Origin of the sequence: Hymenobacter convexus (genome assembly GCF_030580955.1) — a bacterium.
Classification (GTDB): Bacteria; Bacteroidota; Bacteroidia; order Cytophagales; family Hymenobacteraceae; genus Hymenobacter.
The window spans coordinates 51003-70345 of the sequence record NZ_JAUQON010000011.1 but is presented as its reverse complement, the minus strand read 5'-3'; the positions used below and the strand labels follow the sequence as shown (position 1 = coordinate 70345).

Sequence of the window (19343 nt, the reverse complement as noted above, 5' to 3'; positions counted from 1 at the left end):
TCTTTGAGACAAGAAAAGGCCGGGTGGTTTTTTCGATTTTGTATTTCCTAACGTGCAATAATATGGCCGGTGTGAACAAGGTGATTTTGGTAGGCAACCTGGGGAAAGACCCCGAAGTGCGCCATTTGGAAGGTGGTGTGAGCGTGGCTCACTTTACCCTCGCCACCAACGACTATTACAAGGACAAGCAAGGCAACCGCGTGGAGCGCACCGAGTGGCACAACATATCGGCGTGGCGCGGCCTGGCCGACATGGCGGATAAATTCCTCAAAAAGGGCCAGCAGGTGTATATCGAAGGCAAGTTGCGCACCCGCCAGTACCAAGACAAGGACCAGCAGACCCGCTATATAACCGAAATCATCGCTGATGAGATTTCGATGCTGGGCGGCCGCCCGCAGGGCGCTGGCGGAAACGCGGGCGAAGCCAACAGCTCGGCTGTGGCTGAAACGCAGCAGACCTTCCGGCAGGAGCCGGAGCTGGACCAGCTGCCGTTCTGAATCCCGGGGATTGGACTGACGGGCCTGTGGCTGCAGCTGTCCAAATCGATTATTAGCAAGGAGCCCTGGCACTGTGCCGGGGCTTTTTTCGTTGCGGTACCGGTTACCTTTGAAGCTATGAAGGCCGGGCCATTTCAGGCTGGGGCCGCTTTTTGCATGAGATATTTTTCGACCGTGTCGTTGCTGATGGGGCTGGCGCTGCTGGCCAGCTGCTCGTCGGCACCGGATTTCACGCCCAAGCCGAAGGGCTATAACCGCATCGACCTGCCCTCGCACCGCTACCAGTTGTTGGGCGGTGGGCACCCGTACGAGTTCGAATATTCGAAGGAAGCGGTGATAAAGCGCGATTCGTCGTACATGGCGCAGCCGCACTGGCTGAACGTATATTACCCCAAGCTGCACGCCAACGTGCAGATTACCTACATGGACGTGCAGCGGGACCGACGCCTCTACAACAAGATGATGGAGGATGCGCGCAAGCTTACGGGCAAGCACGAAATCAAGGCCACAGCCATTGATGAGCGGATTTTGAAGACGCCGAGCGGCATGCGAGCTTCGGTGTTTGAGTTGTCGGGTGAAGTGCCGAGCCAGTTTCAGTTTTACACCACCGATAGTACCAAGCACTTCCTGCGCGGTGCGCTGTATTTCCGCACAGCCACGGCTAACGACTCGTTGGCCCCGGTGATTGAATATGTAAAAACAGACATGGTGCGAATGCTGAATACGCTTCGTTATAAGTAATTGCCAGACTGTTGCATTGGTTAATTGTTGAATTGATTGGCATGGAAACGGACTTGTGTCTCGCCATCTAACCATACAGCAGTTTGACCATTCAGCCATTTTTCCCTTGAGCAACTTTTTCAATACCCGGCTGGAGTTTTTGCGCTCGGTGGGCAGCCTGCAGCGGGCGCAGCTGCTGGGCAAAGAGCTGAACCTGTTTACCTACGGCGACCTGATTCAGCGCTACCCATTCCGGTACCTGGACCGGACGCAGGTGTACCGCATTGCCGATTTGAACGACGACCTGCCTTATGTGCAGGTGCGCGGCGTGCTGCGCGGCAAGGAGCTGGTGGGTGAAGGACCGAAGCAGCGCCTAACTGCCAAGGTGGGCGACGGCACCGGCGAGTTGGAGCTGGTGTGGTTCAAGGGCGTGAAGTGGGTGCAACAGGTGGCTAAGAACAACCAGGAGTACATCGTTTTTGGCAAGCCGACGATGTTCAACGGGCGGCCGCAGATGGCGCACCCGGAACTGGAGGAAGTGAGCGAGAACAAGCCGGGCCAGAGCTTTCTGCAGCCGGTGTACAACACCTCAGAGAAGCTCAAGAATTACCACCGCGTCGACAGCAAGGCCATTATGCGGATGGTGGCCGAGCTGCTGAAGCTGGCCTTGCCGCACATCCAGGAATCGCTGTCGCCAGCCCTGATTGAGCACTACGGGCTGATGCCCAAGGCGCAGGCCATGCAGCAGATTCACTTCCCGCAGAGCCCCGAGCTGCTGGCGGCGGCCAAATTCCGGCTGAAGTTCGAGGAGCTGTTTTTTGTGCAGCTCAAGCTGCTGCGGCAGCGCGACCAGCGCAAGGTGACGCTGGCCGGGCAGATTTTCAAAGAAGTGCCCACGTTGGTGGACTTCTACAAAAACCACCTCACCTTCGACCTGACTGGCGCACAAAAGCGCGTTATCCACGACATTTACAAGGATTTCTGCGCGGGCAAGCAGATGAACCGGCTGCTGCAGGGCGATGTGGGCTCGGGCAAGACCATCGTGGCCTTCATTTCTATGCTGATGGCGGCCGACAACGGCGCGCAAAGCTGCCTGATGGCCCCCACCGAAATTCTGGCCGACCAGCACTACGTGGGCCTGAAGGTGTATGCCGACGCGCTGGGCATTAAGATTGGCAAGCTCACGGGCAGCACCCGCACCAGTGAGCGGCGCGTGCTGCACGAGGAGCTGCGCAACGGCACCATGCACATGCTGGTGGGCACCCACGCGCTGCTGGAGGACGTGGTGCAATTCCGCAACCTGGGCTTGACCATTATGGACGAGCAGCACCGATTTGGCGTGGCGCAGCGTTCCAAATTGTGGCAGAAGAACCCGCACGTCATCCCGCACGTGCTGGTGATGACGGCTACGCCCATCCCGCGCACGCTGGCCATGACCTTATACGGCGACCTCGATGTGAGCGTGATTGACGAGCTGCCGGCCGGCCGCAAACCCATCGTGACGGTGCACCGCTTCGACGCCAACCGGCTGAAAGTGTTTGAGTTTATCCGGGACCAGGTGAAGCTTGGGCGGCAGGTATACATCGTGTATCCGCTGATTGAGGAGTCGGAAACGATGGATTACAAGGACCTGACCGACGGCTACGAGAGCGTGGCCCGGGCCTTCCCGGAGATGCAAATCAGCATCGTACACGGGCGCATGAAGGCCGAGGAGAAGGACTACGAGATGCAGCGCTTCATCAAGCGGGAAACCCAGATTATGGTGGCCACCACTGTGATTGAGGTGGGCGTGAACGTGCCCAACGCCTCAGTGATGGTGATAGAATCGGCGGAGCGGTTTGGGCTTTCGCAACTGCACCAGTTACGCGGGCGCGTGGGGCGCGGCGCAGACCAGAGCTACTGCATCCTGATGACGGGCTTCAAGCTGAGCAAGGACGCCCGCACCCGCCTCGAAACGATGGTGCGAACCAACAACGGCTTCGAAATTGCCGACATCGACCTCAAACTGCGCGGCCCCGGCGACCTGATGGGCACCCAGCAAAGCGGCGTGCTCGACCTGCTCATTGCCGATTTGGCCAAGGACGGCCGCATTCTGAGCGAAAGTCGGGCGGCTGCCCAGGCTCTGCTGGCCGAAGACCCCAACCTCACGCACCCTGAGAATGCCAACATCCGGCACCACATCGAGAGCCTGCCGGCTACGGCGGTGAACTGGAGCCGGATTAGTTAAAACAGGGTTGAGCTTACCGGGTGGGGCAAAAAAAAACGACTTTTTTGAAGTCGTTGGGGTTGTTCCGGCTAGTAAAGCTCTGTTATGAGGCCACTGCCACTCTGCTGCGGCTGGGTTTGCTGTTGGGCAGGCTTCACGGGCTCGGAAGTGAGCACTTGGTGCACCAACACAACGGAGCTATCGGGCCGGCCCTGGAAAGTGCGGGCTTGGGCAGTGGTGGCGGGTACGCTCGTTTTAGCGAACCTACCTCCGATGATAAGTGCTGATAAAAGCGAGAACTTCAAAAGTGACTTCATAACTATATATATAACAGCGGGGATAAAATTAATACTGCGGAATTAGTTTTTCACACAGTACACCAAAACTTTATACACCCGCTGATGGGCAACCGGAAAATTTGAACGGCGGTAGAAAAGCATTGCGGGATGCGCTCCGATTGAGCTTCATTTCCTGACGCAAAGTTAACGGGTTCCCTGTACGGAGGGGTGGGTAATAGTGTTATGGTTCGGCTAACATTTTTTTACCAAGCCCTTATTATCATAGCCTTGGGCTTGAAAACATGCCATACAAGCGCTAAAATGGCTACTTTTGAAGGCTTGCTTAGTCCAAAAACTTATTTTATGATTCAATCGCACGTAAAAAATCTGATGCATCGCGCCTGCCTGTTGGGCACGCTGGGGCTGGCCCTGGCGAGCACGCCCGCTTTGGCTCAAAAAGTGAAGTCGACCCCGTTTAGCTACCTGCCCGAGCAGGGCACCGACCGCTACGACATGCGGGTGCCGCGCAAGACCCTGGCTCTGGCCGATGGCTCGGGCTTCGTGATACTGGCCCACCAGAGCGCCGGCGGCTACGCCGTGGAACGCTACGATGCCGACCTGAAAAAGCAGTGGAGCACCACCATTCCGGTAACGCCCGGCGAAACGCTCGAAGCCTTCGGGCGGGGCGACAAGCAAGCCTTGGTGGTGCTGCACCACAAAGACGACGCCGGCCAGAACCTGGCCGTGGTGGCCGTGAACCTGCAAAGCGGCCAGCGCAGCCCGGCCAAAGTGGTGATGAGCGTGAGCCCGCGCGACCGGCGGCCCGGCGTATCCATCTCGCCCGACGGCAGCCGGCTGCTGGCCTTCCGCTACCTCACCACCGGGCAGCAGGTGAGAAGCATTGCGGCCACGCTCTTCGACCAGAACGTGCTACAACTGGAAGAAAAAAGCTATGATTTCCGTGATGTGGGCGACTTTTTCTCGCCCGCCGTGCACGTGGCCAACGACGGCACGCAGTATGTGACGCTGGTGAGCGACGGCATGAAGAAGCTGACCGTGCGCCGCTACCTGCCCGGAGCGAACAAGGAAATTAAGGTACTGGGTGTGCCGGTGGGCGGCGTGTTTGGCGGCCGCCCTGTGACGGTGCGCGACACCAAATTCACGGTGCTGAACGACGGCAGCCTGTATGCCGCCGCGCTGTGCGCCGACTACGCCACCGGCGAATACTACAGCCTGAAGGTGGTGAAGTACGATTTCAGCGGCAACGGCGACATGAAATTCTCGCCGGAGTTTCGCTTCACGCCCGCCTACCTGGCCGAGGTGAGCAAGGCCAGCGGCATCGACGTGAAACGGCTGGACGATGTGTACCTGGCCGACTTGCTGCTTACGGCCGACAAGCAGCTGGTGGTAGTAGCCGAAAAGCATTTTGAAGAAGGCGGCAGCGAGGCGCCGGTGCACGCCCGCGAGTTGCACTTATTCGGCTACAACGAGTTTGGCGCCCCCACCTGGCACAGCCTGGTGGCCAAAGACCAGGTGGCCCCGGCCGTGGATGCCTACACCGGCATTGGCTACCGGGCGGCGGTGTTTGGCAACACGGTGCAGCTGCTCACGCTGGAAAACATCAATAAGAAATCGGACCTCTACTTGCGCCGGGTGAACGCGCAAACCGGCGTGGTGAGCCCGCCCGAACGCCTGAAGCTCAACGTGGCCGACGACCAGCAGCTGGCTTACGTGAAAGACTTTACAGCCTGGCTGGGTGAGAAAACCATTGTAGGCGTAAGCCGGCCAAGTAAGAAATCAGCGGCGCTACAGTTGGACAAGATTGTGGTGAAGTAGAATAAGCTATTCATCATCAGTGAACTAAACAAGCTGCTTAGTCACAAAAAAGGCCGCTCCTGACTTAGGAGCGGCCTTTTTGCCTTTCAATTGCGTCGTCTACTCAACGGCTAGCCGTTGGCTGGCCGTTTGGCTACCCGCCGCCACGCGCAAGGTGTAGAGGCCCGGCGCCACGCCCGACAAATCAAGCGCGGCGCGGGTTTCAGCGCCCACCAGCGGCACAACGAGCACCCGTACCTGCTGGCCCAGCCCGTTGAGCAGCACCACCCGGGCCTGGCTGGCCCCCGCCACCGCCGGCAGCACCAGATTGGCAGCCTGATGGGCCGGATTGGGGAATACGGCCAGCATGCCCCCGCCCAGCGCGGCCCGGGCGCCCAGCGTGCCCCGGAACGCATAGGTGATAGGCGTACCGGCCGTGTAGGTGACCGTGGTGCCGGTGCCGCAGGTGCTCGTGACCTGAATGGTATAGGTGCGGCCGGGCACGAGGCCGGTGAGCGTGATGGGCGAGGCGTTGGAAACCACCCAGCGCGACGAATCATTCGGCACGTAGTAAGTCACGGTGAACTGGGTGTTGTTGGCGCCGGGCGTGAAGCTGACCGTGGCCGTGGAGGCGCTGGTGGCTGTCACCACCACATTGGTAACTGCACCGCAGGCAACCGGCACGGCCTGCGTGCGGAAAGTGACCCGCGTAGCGCCCGAGGTAGCACCGTTGCAGTTGCTGTAGACGCGGGCGATGTACGGCGTGTTCGGCAGCAAGCCGCTGAGAACCACCGGCGACCCAGCCACCGTCTGCGTAATGGCGTTAATGCTGTCGCCCACCGCGTAATACACCACGCGGTAGCTGGCCGCCCCGCTCGCGGAGGCGAAAGAAAGCGAAGCCGTAGTGGTGGTCAATCCCGAAACGGCTAAGCTGGTGGGTGCCGTGCAGCCCGTAGGATTGGAACCGCCGCCCGTGGTCTGGAGCCCTACCCAGGGCGAGGAAGTGGTGAAGCCTCCCGCGCAATTGCTCATCACCGACACCCGATGAAAACGCCCCGCCACCAATCCCGTCAGCGTCACGGGCGAAGCGGTGGTATTGATGCTGGTGATGCCCGCTGCCGTGCTGTCGATGGAATAAAAGCGCACCGTGTAGCTTATGGCCGTTGCCGAAGGCGTGAAGCTGACCACTGCGCTGGCATTCGTCACATTGCTGATGACGACGTTGGTCGGAGGAGCGCAGGTTTGGGCGTGGGCGGCGGGCGCGGGCCCGCCCAGCGCAGCCACCAGCATGACCAGGAAAAGGGTAAAGGTTTTCATAAGCACAGAAAGAAAAGAATGATGAATGGTTGAAGCCGGGCGGCCGCTCCATGCTTTTCTTCCAGACCAGCCATTGGTGCGAAAGGCTTCTTCACATCCTAACTTTTCTGCAAATATCTTTTCCTATATAACCCCATACGGCCAATATCTACAATGAAAAAAGCCGCCCCCGGACTCAGGAGCGGCTTTTTTAACTCATCTACAAAATCCGACCAATCTGTCGAATCCGATAAATACGTGGGCTAGAACACGTACTCGTTGGCTTCGATGAGCTTGGCGGCCACGCGGCGGCGGGCCTCCTTCACGTTCAGCAGTTCGGCTTTGGTGAAGCGCTTGAGGCCCATGAGCAGCAGGCGTTGCTCGTCGCCTTCGGCCATGCTGCCGATGGCATCTTTGCCGGCTTTCTCCACCAGGTCCACGGCGTCGGCCAGATACACGCGGGCCATGTCGGCCTGGGCCGACAGCGCCTCTTCGCCTTTGGCGGCGGCTTCTTTCTCCACGCGGAGCAGGGTGCTCTCAGCGATATAGGTTTTGATGGCCATGTCGGCGATATTCATCAGCAGCTCCTGCTCCTTGGCCAGCGTGGCGGTGAACTTCTGCACGGCCGAGCCGGCCACCATCAGAATGGCCTTTTTCAGGTTGGCGATGGTTTTCAGCTCCTTGCTGAACAGGCCGGTTTCCTCGTCCTGGCTCATGCTTGGGATGCTCATCAACTCCTGCTGCACGGCCTGGGCCGGGCCCATCAGGTCGATTTCGCCTTTCAGGCCTTTCTTCAGAATCATGTCAACGGCCAGCAGGCGGTTGATTTCGTTGGTGCCTTCGAAAATGCGGTTGATGCGCGAATCCCGGTAGGCGCGGTCCATCGGGTAGTCGGCCGAGAAGCCGTAGCCGCCGTAAATCTGCACGCCCTCATCCACCACGTAGTCAAGCACTTCCGAGCCTTCCACTTTCAGAATGGCGCACTCCACGGCAAACTCGCGGGCGGCGCCTAGCAGGGCTTCGTTCGGGCCTTTGCCTTCGGCCATGAGCTTTTGCTCCATGCGGTAGATGTCGTCGCCGGCGCGGTAAATGGCCGATTCCACGGCGTACATCCGGATGGCCTGCTGCGCCAGCTTGAAGCGAATAGCCCCAAACTTGCTGATGGGCAGCTTGAACTGCACCCGCTCGTTGGCGTACTTAATACTTTGGTTGGCAGCACCTTTGGCCCCGCCCAAGCAGGCCGCGGCCAGCTTGATGCGGCCGATGTTCAGCACGTTGAAGGCAATGAGGTGGCCTTTGCCAATCTCGCCCAGCACGTTCTCCTTCGGCACCTGCGCGTCGCTCAAAAACACCTGCCGCGTCGAAGAACCCTTGATGCCCATCTTGTGCTCCTCGTTGCCGAGGCTCAGGCCGGGCGTGTTTTTCTCCACAATGAAGCCGGTGAACTTGTCGCCGTCAATCTGGGCAAACACGATGAACACATCGGCAAAGCCGGCGTTGGTAATCCACATTTTCTGGCCGTTCAGCACGTAGTGCGTGCCTTCGGCGTTGAGCACGGCTTTGGTTTTGGCACCCAGGGCATCGGAACCGGAACCAGGCTCGGTGAGGCAGTAGGCACCCATCAGGCTGCCATCGGTGAGACCGGGCAGGTACTTAGCTTTCTGTTCATCGTTGCCGAAGTACAGAATGGGCAGCATCGCAATGCCTGTGTGCGCCGCAAACGCCACCGGAAACGAGTGGCCGCCGCCCACGCCCTCGGTCACCCGCAGGGCCGTGGGGAAGTCCATGTCCAGCCCGCCGTACTGCTCCGGAATGCTCACGCCGAACAGGCCTAGCTGGCCCGCTTTCTCCATCAGGCCGCGCATGAGGCCTTCCTCGTGGTTATCGAGGCGCTCAAGCAGCGGCGACACTTCCGTTTGCACGAAGTCCAGACAGGTCTGGTACATCATGTTTTGCTCTTCGTTAAAATCAGCCGGCGTGAAAACGCTCTGGGCATCTGTCGGCTTGATGATGAATTCGCCGCCCTTCAGGCTGGCTTGCTGCGTGGTTTCCATGACAATTGGGGTGGGTGTGGAGTTGAAAAGTATTAGGCAAGCCTACTATTTTGAGAAACAGCGGACCGGTGGTTTTAGTGTTGCAAGATAAGAAAAATATGTTAGGCACGCCTACTATATCGGCGAAAGAAAACCCCGGATGAGCGGGGTATTTCTTGATTTGGATAGCGGCCTAGTTGAAGAAACAATACCAAGCATCTACCAGCGGCCCGATATTTATGGCTGTGACTTCGGGTTGCTGCCGAAGCCAGGTTTCTATGGCTTGGCGGTCAGCTTCTGACGTTTTCCGACTTGAATCAGATTGCACGAAAAAATCATTAAGCCCACCGCCCAACAGCAAGTGATTTGATTCAATTGCGTTGATTAGCCGGTCACCAAAATTGTCTTCCGCTTTGCTGTTGGGCAAATTCAAGTCGAACTTCACAGAGAAGCCCATTTCCTGAAACTCTTGTAGCCGAAGTTTCTTTCGCAGTCGTCTTTTCATGTTGTTTTCCTGACGTCGCTCGTTGAGCGAAGCCGAAGCATATCTAACGCTGGCTGATTGATTACTAGCGCGGTAGAGATGCTTCGACTGCGCTCAGCATGACGTTCTTAATACTGGCGACACAGACAGCTACTTCAGCAGCTCGTAGATGCCGGCGACGCCCTGGCCGCCGCCCACGCAGGCCGTGACGATGCCGTACTTCTTGCCGCGCTCGCGCAATTCGTCGAAGAGCTGGATGCTGAGCTTGGCGCCGGAGCAGCCCAGCGGGTGGCCCAGGGCGATGGCGCCGCCGTTCACGTTCAGTTTCTCGGGGTCGATGCCGAGTTCGCGCACCACGGCCAGCGACTGCGAGGCGAAGGCTTCGTTCAGTTCAAACAGGTCGATGTCGTCGAGTTTCAGGCCGGCTTGCTTGAGCACTTTCGGCACGGCTTTGATGGGGCCCATGCCCATGATGCGCGGGTCGACGCCTTCGGTGGCGTAGTTCACCATGCGGGCGATGGGCTCCAGGTTCAGCTCCTTCACCATGCGCTCCGACATCACGAGCACGAAGGCCGCGCCGTCGGACGTCTGGGAAGAGTTGCCAGCGGTTACGGTACCGTTGGCGGCAAACACGGGGCGCAGCTTGCCCAGGGCTTCCACCGAGGTGTCGGCGCGGGGGCCTTCGTCGGTATCCACCACGTAGGAGCGGTTTTTCTTCTTGCCGGTGGCCTGGTCCACGTAGGTTTCCTCTACCGTGATGGGCACGATGCTCTTGGCAAACTTGCCGGCCTGAATGGCTTTGATGGCCTTCTGGTGCGAGTTGTAGGAGAATTCGTCCTGGTCCTGGCGGCTGATTTTGTAGTCGTTGGCCACGGCTTCGGCGGTGAGGCCCATGCCCATGTAGTAGTCCGGGTGCGCCATCGCCAGCTTATAGTTGGGCACGGTTTTCCAGCCCACGGTGGGCACCATGCTCATGCTCTCAGTGCCGCCCGCGATGATGCAATCGGCCATGCCCGAGGAGATTTTGCCCACCGCCATGGCAATGGTTTCGACGCCGGAGCCGCAGTAGCGGTTCACGATGAGGCCGGACACGTTGATGGGCAGGGCCAGCAGTGAAATCAGGCGGCCCATTTGCAGGCCCTGCTCGGCCTCGGGCACCGCGTTGCCGACGATTACGTCGTCGATGCGCGTGGGGTCGAGGGCCGGCACCTGGGCCACGAGGTGTTTGATAACGGCAGCGGCGAGGTCGTCGGGCCGGGTGAAACGGAGGCCGCCACGGGGGGCTTTGCCCACGGCCGTGCGGTAGCCTGCTACGATATATGCGGTATTAGACATGGTCTTTATCGAATCAGAATGAATTAATTGCGCAGCGGCTTGCCAGTGGTCAGAATGCTCTGAATCCGCTCCAGCGTCTTGCGCTCGCCGCAGAGCGACAGGAAGGACTCACGCTCCAAATCCAGCAAGTATTGCTCGCTCACTTCAGTGGGAGACGACAAATCCCCACCGCACATCACATAGGCCAATTTATCGGCAATGAGTTGGTCGTGGGTCGAGATGTAGTTGCCTTGCTGCATGGCGTACACGCCGGTTTTGAACATGGCCAGCGCGCCTTTACCGTGCACCTTGATATTGGTTTTCTGCATCGGCTGGGTGTAGCCGGCATCGGCCAGGTCGATGGCGGCCGATTTTGCGGCGGCGATAACGCGGTTACTGTTCAGCACCACTTCATCGCCCCGGCGCAGGAAGCCCAGGTCGAAAGCCTCGGCGGCGGAAGTCGACACCTTGGCCGTGCTGATGGTCATGTAGGTGTTGCGCAGCAGGTTGAATTCCGGCTCGCCGTCTTCGTACTTGAGGGCGGTGCGCAGGGTCATTTCCTTGGTACCGCCGCCGCCGGGAATCAGGCCCACGCCGAATTCCACGAGGCCGATGTAGGATTCGGCCGCTGCTACCACGCGGTCGCAGTGCAGGTTCAGTTCGCAGCCGCCGCCCAGCGTGAGGCCGTGCGGGGTGCCCACCACCGGGATGCTGCTGTAGCGCATCCGCATCATGGCTTGCTGGAACTGCTGAATCATCATGTTCAACTCGTCGAACTCCTGCTCCAGCGCCTGCATGTACACGAGGCCCAGGTTGGCGCCGGCTGAGAAGTTCGGCGCATCGTTGCCCACCACGAGGCCGCGGTAGCCGGCTTCGGCCATCTCTACTCCCTTCAACAGCCCCTGGATAACGTCGGTGCCCAGCGAGTTCATCTTCGAGTGGAACTCCACGTTCAGGATGCCGTCGCCGAGGTCAATAACTGAAGCGCCCGCGTTTTTCCACAGCACTTTGCCGCTAGCGCGCAGGTTGTCGAGAATGATGAAATTCTCCACGCCCGGAATGGCCTGGTAGCTCTTGCTGGCTTGGTCGTAAAACTTGCGCACGCCGTCTTCCACCTTATAGAAGGTCAAATTGCCGGCGGCCAGCATCTCCTCTACCCAAGGCGCCACGGTACGGCCGGCCACTTTGGCTAGGTCGACGCCAGCCTGCACGCCCAGCGCATCCCAGGTTTCAAACGGTCCCAGTTCCCAGCCGAAACCGGCCCGCAGTGCGTCATCAATCTTGTAAAGCTGGTCCGAGATTTCCGGTACCCGGTTGCTCACGTAAGCAAACAAACCACCGAAACTCAGGCGGTAAAACTCGCCCGCTTTGTCCTTGCCACTCACCAGCACCTTGAAGCGGTCAGCCAGCTTTTCGATGGTTTTGGTCATTTCCAGCGTGGCGAATTTCACCTTCTGGCTTGGCTTGTATTCCAGCGTGCTCAAATCCAGCGCGTGGATTTCCGACTTGCCACCTTCCCCTTTTACTTTTTTGTAGAAGCCTTGGCCGGTTTTGTCACCCAGCCACTTGCTTTCGCCCATCTTCCTCACGAAATCAGGCAACACGAATACATCCTTGGCCTCGTCGTCCGGCAGGCCCTGGGCCAGGCCGTTGGCCACGTTGATGGTCGTGTCCAGGCCTACCACGTCGGAAGTGCGCAGCGTGGCCGACTTCGCGTGGCCAATTACCGGGCCGGTCAGCTTGTCGGTTTCCTCCACGGTCAAACCCAGCTTCTGCATGGTCTGCATGGCATCGAGCAAGGCCCACACGCCCACGCGGTTGGCGATGAAGCCCGGCGTATCCTTGGCCAGAACCACCGTTTTGCCCAGGTACAAGTCGCCGTAGTGTTGCAGGAAATCCAGCACGTCGGGCTTGGTGTCCGGCGTCGGGATGATTTCCAGCAGCTTCAGGTAGCGCGGCGGGTTAAAGAAGTGCGTGCCCGCGAAGTGCTGCTTGAAATCGTCCGAGCGGCCCTCGGCCAGCAGGTGAATCGGGATGCCGCTGGTGTTGCTGGTAATGAGCGTACCCTTCTTGCGGAACTGTTCCACCCGCTCGTAGAGGCTCTTTTTGATATCGAGGCGCTCGATAACCACCTCAATCGTCCAGTCGCAACCGGCAATGTCTTTGAGGTTGTCGTCAAAGTTGCCGGTTTTGATTTTGACGGCGTCGGCCTTGCGATAGAGCGGCGAGGGATTGGCAACGATTGCAGCTTGGAGCGCAGCATTCACAATGCGGTTGCGCACGGCCGGGGCGTCCAGTTTCAGGCCCTTCTTTTCTTCGTCGGGCATCAGCTCTTTGGGGGCGATGTCGAGCAGCAGCACCTGCACGCCGATGTTGGCGAAGTGGCAGGCAATGCGCGAGCCCATAACGCCGGAGCCGAGCACGGCCACTTTCTTGATGGTTCGATTCATAGTGGTTTTAAACTGTCATCCTGAGCAGCGCGAAGGACCTTATCACGTTCGCACCTTAAATGAGTAGTAACCTGACGAAAACAGCCGTGATAAGATGCTTCCTTCGTCAGCATGACAACGATTCAACAGTTACTTAGGAAGCAGCAGATTCCTGTCGCAACGGCTTGAGCACAAATTCCTCAAACAACGTCTTTCCTTCAATCATGCTCGTAATCTGAGCCGCTACCTTAAAGAAAACATCCAATTGATTCTGCGGGATTTTCTCGCGGATTTTCAGGTTGAAGTGCCGCACCGTCTGGCGCGATACCTCCTTTTTCTCCAGTCCCAGCGGCGTCAGAAAAATGCGGACCGAGCGTTTATCCACCGAATCGGCCTGCTTGTAGATGAGGCCCTTTTCCTCCATGCTGCGCAGAATGCGCGTCAGGCTGCGGGTTTCGAGGCCCAGCAGCGGCGCAATTTTGGTGGCCGGCGTGCCCTTCTCCTGGTCAATGTTCAGCAGCACGAAGCCGATGCTCGTGGTGATGTCGTTCTGGGCAGCCTGCGTGTTGTACATGCGCGAAATCGCATGCCAGGCCACTTTTATGTTATAATCGACGGTTTCTTCGGGTTTCATGGGCGGGCAGTAAGTGCGGTAAACTTACGAAAAATATATTAGGCTTGCATAACAGTTCACAAAAAAGTAGCGCGGACTTTTAGTTCGCGAATGGGTGGTGCCACTCACGGACTAAAAGTCCGCGCTACGCTGCTGCCTAGTGCGCCGTGCGCTCGTGCGGCTCCTTCTCGGCCCGCTCGTAGATGTCGGCAATCAGGTCCTTGTTGTGCTCGGTGATGACCTTGCGCTTCACCTTCATGGTGGGTGTCATTTCGCCGCTTTCCACGGTCCACTGCGTGGGCAGCAGCACGTGCCGCTTCACCTGCTCCCACTGCGCAAAGCCTTTGTTGTATTTCTCAATCAGGTCTTTGTAGAGCTTCACCACTTTCTCATTCTTCACCAGTTCCTCGTTGGATGCATCGGGCACGCCGTTGCGCTTGCACCAGCCTTTGAGGTCGGGGAAGGACGGGATGACCAGCGCGGAGGCGAACTTCTGGTCGGCGCCCACCACCATGGCCTGCTCGATGAGCGGGTCTTCTTTCAGCTTGCCTTCAATGACCTGCGGAGCAATGTACTTGCCGCCTGACGTCTTGAACATTTCCTTCTTGCGGTCGGTGATTTTCAGGAACTTGCCGTTCACGAGCTCGCCAATGTCGCCGGTGTGGAACCAGCCTTCCTCGTCAAATTCCTTGGCCGTGAGTTCGGGCTGGTTGTAGTAGCCCTTCATCACCGAAGCCGATTTGGTCAGAATCTCGCCGTCGGGAGCGATTTTCACCTGCATGTTGTCGATGAGCGGGCCGACGGTGCCAATCATATTGTTCTCCGGCTCGTAGCCGCCCACGGCGATTACGGGCGAGGTTTCGGTCAGGCCGTAGCCTTCCATCACCCGAATACCGGCCGCCCAGAACACCCGCGCCAGCCGCGGCTGCAAGGCCCCGCCGCCGCTCACGATGCAACGAAGGTTACCGCCCAACGCCTCACGCCACTTATTGAAGATAAGTTTATTGGCCAGCGCCAGCTGCGTGTTGTACAGGAAGCCCTGGTCTTTCTGCGTATCGTATTTCAGGCCCAAATCCAGGGCCCAGAAGAACAGGCTTTTCTTGATGCCGTCCAGCTCGTGGCCCTTCGCCACGATTTTATCATACACCTTCTCCAGCAGGCGGGGCACGGTGGTGAAGATTTCGGGCTTCACCTCGCGCAGGTTGTCGGCGATGACGTCCATGTTTTCGGCGTAGTAAATACTCACGCTGTTTATCATGTACAGGTACGTCACCATGCGCTCGAAAATGTGGCAGAGCGGCAGGAAGCTCAGGGCCTTATCGTTTTTCGTGACAGGCACGAAGCGCTGCGAGTTGCGGCAGTTGCTCAGGATGTTATCGTGCGTGAGCATCACGCCCTTGGGCTGGCCGGTGGTGCCGCTGGTGTAGATGAGCGTGAGCAAATCGTCGGGCTCGACGGCCGCTTTGAGCGGTTCCAGGTCGGCGGCGTTGCCTTTTTTACCGATTTCCAGCAGTTCGCTGAAGTGGCGGGCGCCCTCAATTTTATCGAAGGTGAAGATATTTTCGGCCGGAATATCGAGGTCCTGCGTGGCCTCTTTCACCTTGTCGTACAGCTTTTTATCGGCCACAAAAACGGCCCGCACGCCGGCGTCGGTGAAGATGTACTTGTAGTCCTCCACGGTGATGCTGGGGTACATCGGCACGCTGGTGGCACCGATTTGGGAGATGCCGAAGTCGGCCATCATCCACTCGGGGCGGTTCATGCTGATAATGGCCACTTTATCGCCTCGCTTGAGGCCGAGCGACACGAGGCCGAGCGAAACCAGATTGGCTTGGTCCTGCATCTGCTGGCTGCTGATGGGCACCCACTGGCCATCAATTTTGGAGGCCAGCGCGTCGGGTTTGGGCGCGGTGGCCATTTGATGCGGGAGGATATCGAAGGCGCGACGAACGTCCATTGGGTGGGGTTGGGTAAGGCGTATCGGGTGAATTTATGCTTAAATAAAAAGCTTTTTTCGGGGCCAAGCTACGGTTGCGGAGCCCATCCGTAGGCTTGCGTGTACGGGTAAAAACCAAACGAGCCGCAAAAACGGTCAAAAAACCGTTCGCGCGCCCTTTTCCTGTGTAATTTTGGGCCACTTGCATTTCCGCCCCCAATGAATCTGGCCCTGTTTTTTGACCCGCTGCCGGAAACGCTGACCGCCGCCGCGCCCGCGCCCACCACGCTGGCCGCCTACGCCACCCGCTTCACCGAAACGTTTCCGGACTGGCGCGCCGCCGACCTGGCCCTCATCGGGCTGGACGAATGGCGCGGCAGCACCATTGGCCACCCCAGCCGCCACGGGGCCAACGAGGTGCGCCAACGCTTCTATAGCCTGCAAAAAGGCAGCGGCGCCGTGCGCCTCGTCGACCTTGGCAACCTGCGCCCCGGCCTCACGCTGGAAGACACCTACCAGCGCCTGCGCGAAATAGTGGGCGCCCTGATTGAGGAAAACACGGTGCCCATCCTGCTCGGTGGCAGCCACGACCTCGACTACGGCCAGTTTCTGGCCTACGAAACCCAGAACCGCGCCATCAGCTTCGCCATGGTCGACTCGCGGCCCGACATGGCCGAGCCCGGCCCCGGCACCGCGCCCGAAGACAGCCACCTGCGCCGCATGCTGGTGCACGAGCCCAATTTCGTGTTCAGCCTGGCCCACCTGGGCCACCAGCAATACCTCACGCCGCCCGAAGTACTGGTGGCTTTGGAGAAAATGCACTTCGAAACCATGAGCGTGGGCGAGGTGCGGGCTGACCGGCGCATTTCGGAGCCGCTCATCCGGCAGGCCGATTTTATTAGCATCGACATTGCCGCCCTGCGCTGGCAGGACGCGCCCGGCTACTACCCTGCCTACCCCTTCGGCCTTGGCAACGAGGAGGCCACCCAGCTATGCTGGTACGCGGGCCACAACGAGCAGCTCAGCTCCTTTGGTCTCTACGGCTACCGCACCGACCAGGACATCAATGGATTAGCTGCGGCTACATTGGCCACCATGCTCTGGTATTTTGTGGAAGGCTTCTACCATCGGCGCCCCGAAACGGGCTTCGGCACCTTCCGCTTCCTCACCTACACGGTGGTGCTGCCCGGCAACCCCGACAAGCTGGTGTTCTACAAATCGCGCCGCGCCGACAAGTGGTGGATGGAAGTCGAGCGCCTCGGCGACAACGCCGTGAAGCGCGTGGTGCCCTGCACCTACGAGGACTACCTGAATGCTTCGCAAGGCGACCTCCCGCAGCGCTGGATTCGGCTGCAGGCGCTTTTGAGCTAGATTAGAACGATTTATAGGAACGTCATGCTGAGCGCAGTCGAAGCATCTCTACCGTAATACTAAATTTAATCGATGTAACGAAGCGGTAGAGATGCTTCGACTGCCCTCAGCATGACGTCCTCTCAATAATGGCCGACCAAACCAACGACCTGAAAACTTACACCAAAAACCAGCTCGCCCTGCGCAACGGCCAGGACCGCGACGAAATCTGGGTGGCGTATCAGGGGCAGATTTACGACGTGAGCCGCTCACGGCTGTGGCGGCGCGGCAACCACTATGAACACTGGGCCGGCCAGGACCTCACCGCCGAGCTCGACAAAGACGCGCCGCACACGGCCAACGTATTCGACAATTTCCCCGTTGTGGGGCAACTGCTGTAGAACAGGCTTTGGCTTGTTCGTCGTTTCAACTTCTTTTTTCCTGAACAAGCCAAAGCTTGCTCTGCACTATGATGACCACCGAAGCACCCTCCGAATTCAACCACCTCGAAACCCTTTCCACTCCCGAGTTGCTGGCTGGCATGAACAAGCTCGACCATACGGTGCCCGACACCGTGGCCAAAGCCCTGCCCCAAATCGAGGCGCTGGTGGAAGCTACGGTGGCCCGGCTGCGCGAGGGCGGCCGGCTGTTTTACATCGGGGCGGGCACGAGCGGGCGCCTGGGCGTGGTCGATGCTTCGGAGTGCCCGCCCACGTTCGGCGTGCCAGCTGAAATGGTGGTCGGCATCATGGCGGGCGGCGACGGCGCTATCCGGGTGGCGGTGGAAGGTGCTGAAGACGATGCCGAGCAAGCTTGGATTGACTTGCAGCAGCATAACATCACCGCGAAGGACGTGTTGGTGGGCATTGCCGCCTCAGGCCGCACGCCTTACGTCATTGGCGGGCTGCAACGGGCGCGGGCAGCCGGCGTAGCTACTGGCTGCGTGGTGTGCAACGCTGATTCGGCAGTGGCGGCAGCAGCCGAGTTTCCGATAGAAGTGGTGACGGGCCCCGAGTTTATTACGGGCAGCACGCGTCTGAAAGCTGGCTCGGCCCAGAAAATGGCGCTCAATATGCTCACCACGGCCACTTTTATTCGCCTAGGCTATGTGCGCGGCAACAAGATGGTTGATATGAAGCTGTCCAATGTGAAGCTGGTGGACCGCGGCGAACGCATGCTGATGGATGAGCTCGGCATCGGGCAAGCCGAGGCTGCTGAGCTGCTGAAGCAGCACGGTAGCGTGCGCGTGGCACTTGAGGCGGCCAAGCAGTAGCATATACTTCAGCTTGTGCCTTACGAGCTTACTTTTCCCGACGAACGATTCGGGCATTTCGGCGTTTCTAGGGAAGCACCCGCTCCAACTGGTGCTCCCTTTGCCCTATGCACACCATCGAGCCCTACTACAACTGGATTGAGCAATATTCGGCTTCCGAAGACCCCCGCTCGCCGCTTTTTGAAGCCGAAAACAGCCTCGAATCCTACACTAACACCATTTACGGCTACTACATTCACCCGCAGTGGGACAGCCTGGGGTCGGACACGCTGTTTTTCAAAATCCTGTACGCCGACTATGACGACGGCGTGGCCGTGCTCGAATTCATCGGCGAGTGGAACGACGCCATCGAGAATGACATCATGGAGCTCAAGCGGAATATCATCGATATTCTGACTCACGAGGGCATCCGCAAATTCATCCTCATCGGCGAAAACGTGTTCAATTTCCACGGCTCCGACGATGACTATTACGAGGAGTGGTACGAGGACGTGGAGGATGGCTGGATTGCGGGCGTCAATTTCCAGGAGCACGTGCTGCGCGAAATGAAGCAGTTCAACGTCGACAACTACATCAATTTCGGCGGCCAGCTCGACGACCTGCCGTGGCGCACCTACGAGCCGCGCCGCCTCTTCGAAGTGGTCGATAACCTGCTGAACCGCCGCCTGGGCCTGCCCGAAACCGAATTGTAAACCCAATAAAAAAGCCTCTCCGTTACGGGAGAGGCTTTTTTGGTGCCAGAGGGCTAAGAATTACTTCTTAACTTCTTCAGCGGGGGTTTCGGTAGCAGGAGCCATTTTGTCGGCAGCATCCTCCATTTTGTCCGACTTAGCGTCAGCCGAGTCACGTACGGCGTCAGCCTTGTCTTCCATGGCATCAGCTTTGGCTTCGCCAGCAGCTTCTACGTTGTCAGCCTGCTGCTCAACAGCCTCTTCTTTCTTGCTTTCGCAAGCGGTGAACGAGAACGAGGCAGCGGCCAGGGCGAGGAACAATACTTTTTTCATCTTGAAAATTTTTAAAGTTGGGGTGAGATTTCAGGCAACTTCTGAAGCTTCAGCCAAGGCAAAACTTCAAATTCGGGGCTTTATACCCGAGCTTG

The 19343-nt window shown here is 58.7% G+C and carries 16 protein-coding genes; 8 read left to right on the top strand and 8 right to left on the bottom strand.

Going from position 1 to position 19343, the window contains the following annotated elements; genetic code table 11:
• The first annotated feature begins 62 nt into the window (after nucleotides 1-62).
• The 4 genes from Q4S41_RS20325 (at nucleotide 63) to Q4S41_RS20310 (ending at nucleotide 5537) form a co-directional block, all read left to right on the top strand.
• Nucleotides 63-497: a single-stranded DNA-binding protein gene (locus Q4S41_RS20325; protein WP_305032968.1), complete on the top strand. Its 435-nt coding sequence runs from the start codon at nucleotides 63-65 to the stop codon at nucleotides 495-497.
• A gap of 156 nt (nucleotides 498-653) precedes the next feature.
• Entirely contained in the window at nucleotides 654-1238 is a 585-nt protein-coding gene (gene gldD / locus Q4S41_RS20320; protein WP_305032967.1) for a gliding motility lipoprotein GldD, read from the top strand.
• 106 nt (nucleotides 1239-1344) lie between these two features.
• A complete protein-coding gene (gene recG / locus Q4S41_RS20315; RefSeq protein WP_305032966.1) occupies nucleotides 1345-3444 on the top strand; it encodes an ATP-dependent DNA helicase RecG in 2100 nt (699 codons plus the stop codon).
• Nucleotides 3445-4064: 620 nt separating this feature from the next.
• Nucleotides 4065-5537: a hypothetical protein gene (locus tag Q4S41_RS20310; RefSeq protein ID WP_305032965.1), complete on the top strand. Its 1473-nt coding sequence runs from the start codon at nucleotides 4065-4067 to the stop codon at nucleotides 5535-5537.
• Between the two features lie 99 nt (nucleotides 5538-5636).
• Here Q4S41_RS20310 and Q4S41_RS20305 read toward each other — a convergent pair whose 3' ends face one another.
• From Q4S41_RS20305 to Q4S41_RS20275, 7 genes are all read right to left on the bottom strand, one after another.
• Nucleotides 5637-6833 (bottom strand): fibronectin type III domain-containing protein, encoded by a 1197-nt coding sequence (locus tag Q4S41_RS20305; RefSeq protein ID WP_305032964.1) that lies wholly within the window; start codon nucleotides 6831-6833, stop codon nucleotides 5637-5639.
• A gap of 242 nt (nucleotides 6834-7075) precedes the next feature.
• On the bottom strand, nucleotides 7076-8866 hold the full coding sequence (locus Q4S41_RS20300; protein WP_305032963.1) for an acyl-CoA dehydrogenase family protein: 1791 nt from the start codon (nucleotides 8864-8866) through the stop codon (nucleotides 7076-7078).
• 172 nt (nucleotides 8867-9038) lie between these two features.
• Nucleotides 9039-9350: a 50S ribosome-binding protein YggL gene (locus tag Q4S41_RS20295; protein WP_305032962.1), complete on the bottom strand. Its 312-nt coding sequence runs from the start codon at nucleotides 9348-9350 to the stop codon at nucleotides 9039-9041.
• A 129-nt stretch (nucleotides 9351-9479) separates the two neighbouring features.
• Entirely contained in the window at nucleotides 9480-10664 is a 1185-nt protein-coding gene (locus Q4S41_RS20290) for an acetyl-CoA C-acyltransferase (protein WP_305032961.1), read from the bottom strand.
• Nucleotides 10665-10687: 23 nt separating this feature from the next.
• Complete coding sequence (locus Q4S41_RS20285) at nucleotides 10688-13093, bottom strand: 3-hydroxyacyl-CoA dehydrogenase/enoyl-CoA hydratase family protein (RefSeq protein ID WP_305032960.1); 2406 nt, start codon at nucleotides 13091-13093, stop codon at nucleotides 10688-10690.
• 133 nt (nucleotides 13094-13226) lie between these two features.
• Nucleotides 13227-13706 (bottom strand): MarR family winged helix-turn-helix transcriptional regulator, encoded by a 480-nt coding sequence (locus tag Q4S41_RS20280; protein ID WP_305032959.1) that lies wholly within the window; start codon nucleotides 13704-13706, stop codon nucleotides 13227-13229.
• A 136-nt stretch (nucleotides 13707-13842) separates the two neighbouring features.
• Nucleotides 13843-15642, bottom strand: coding sequence for an AMP-dependent synthetase/ligase (locus tag Q4S41_RS20275; RefSeq protein WP_305032958.1), 1800 nt, complete (start codon nucleotides 15640-15642; stop codon nucleotides 13843-13845).
• A 198-nt stretch (nucleotides 15643-15840) separates the two neighbouring features.
• Between Q4S41_RS20275 and Q4S41_RS20270 the strand changes: the two genes are divergently transcribed.
• The 4 genes from Q4S41_RS20270 to Q4S41_RS20255 all read left to right on the top strand — a co-directional run bounded on the left by Q4S41_RS20270 (nucleotide 15841) and on the right by Q4S41_RS20255 (nucleotide 18936).
• Nucleotides 15841-16992, top strand: coding sequence for a formimidoylglutamase (locus tag Q4S41_RS20270; protein ID WP_305032957.1), 1152 nt, complete (start codon nucleotides 15841-15843; stop codon nucleotides 16990-16992).
• A gap of 128 nt (nucleotides 16993-17120) precedes the next feature.
• Nucleotides 17121-17372, top strand: coding sequence for a cytochrome b5 domain-containing protein (locus Q4S41_RS20265; RefSeq protein ID WP_305032956.1), 252 nt, complete (start codon nucleotides 17121-17123; stop codon nucleotides 17370-17372).
• Nucleotides 17373-17443: 71 nt separating this feature from the next.
• Nucleotides 17444-18244: an N-acetylmuramic acid 6-phosphate etherase gene (gene murQ / locus Q4S41_RS20260; RefSeq protein WP_305033057.1), complete on the top strand. Its 801-nt coding sequence runs from the start codon at nucleotides 17444-17446 to the stop codon at nucleotides 18242-18244.
• A gap of 107 nt (nucleotides 18245-18351) precedes the next feature.
• Nucleotides 18352-18936 carry a hypothetical protein gene (locus Q4S41_RS20255; protein ID WP_305032955.1) on the top strand — a complete coding sequence of 195 codons (585 nt, stop codon included), beginning with the start codon at nucleotides 18352-18354 and terminating at the stop codon, nucleotides 18934-18936.
• A gap of 60 nt (nucleotides 18937-18996) precedes the next feature.
• Here the strand turns inward: Q4S41_RS20255 and Q4S41_RS20250 are convergent, their stop codons facing one another.
• Nucleotides 18997-19248: a hypothetical protein gene (locus Q4S41_RS20250; protein ID WP_305032954.1), complete on the bottom strand. Its 252-nt coding sequence runs from the start codon at nucleotides 19246-19248 to the stop codon at nucleotides 18997-18999.
• Nucleotides 19249-19343: the final 95 nt, after the last annotated feature.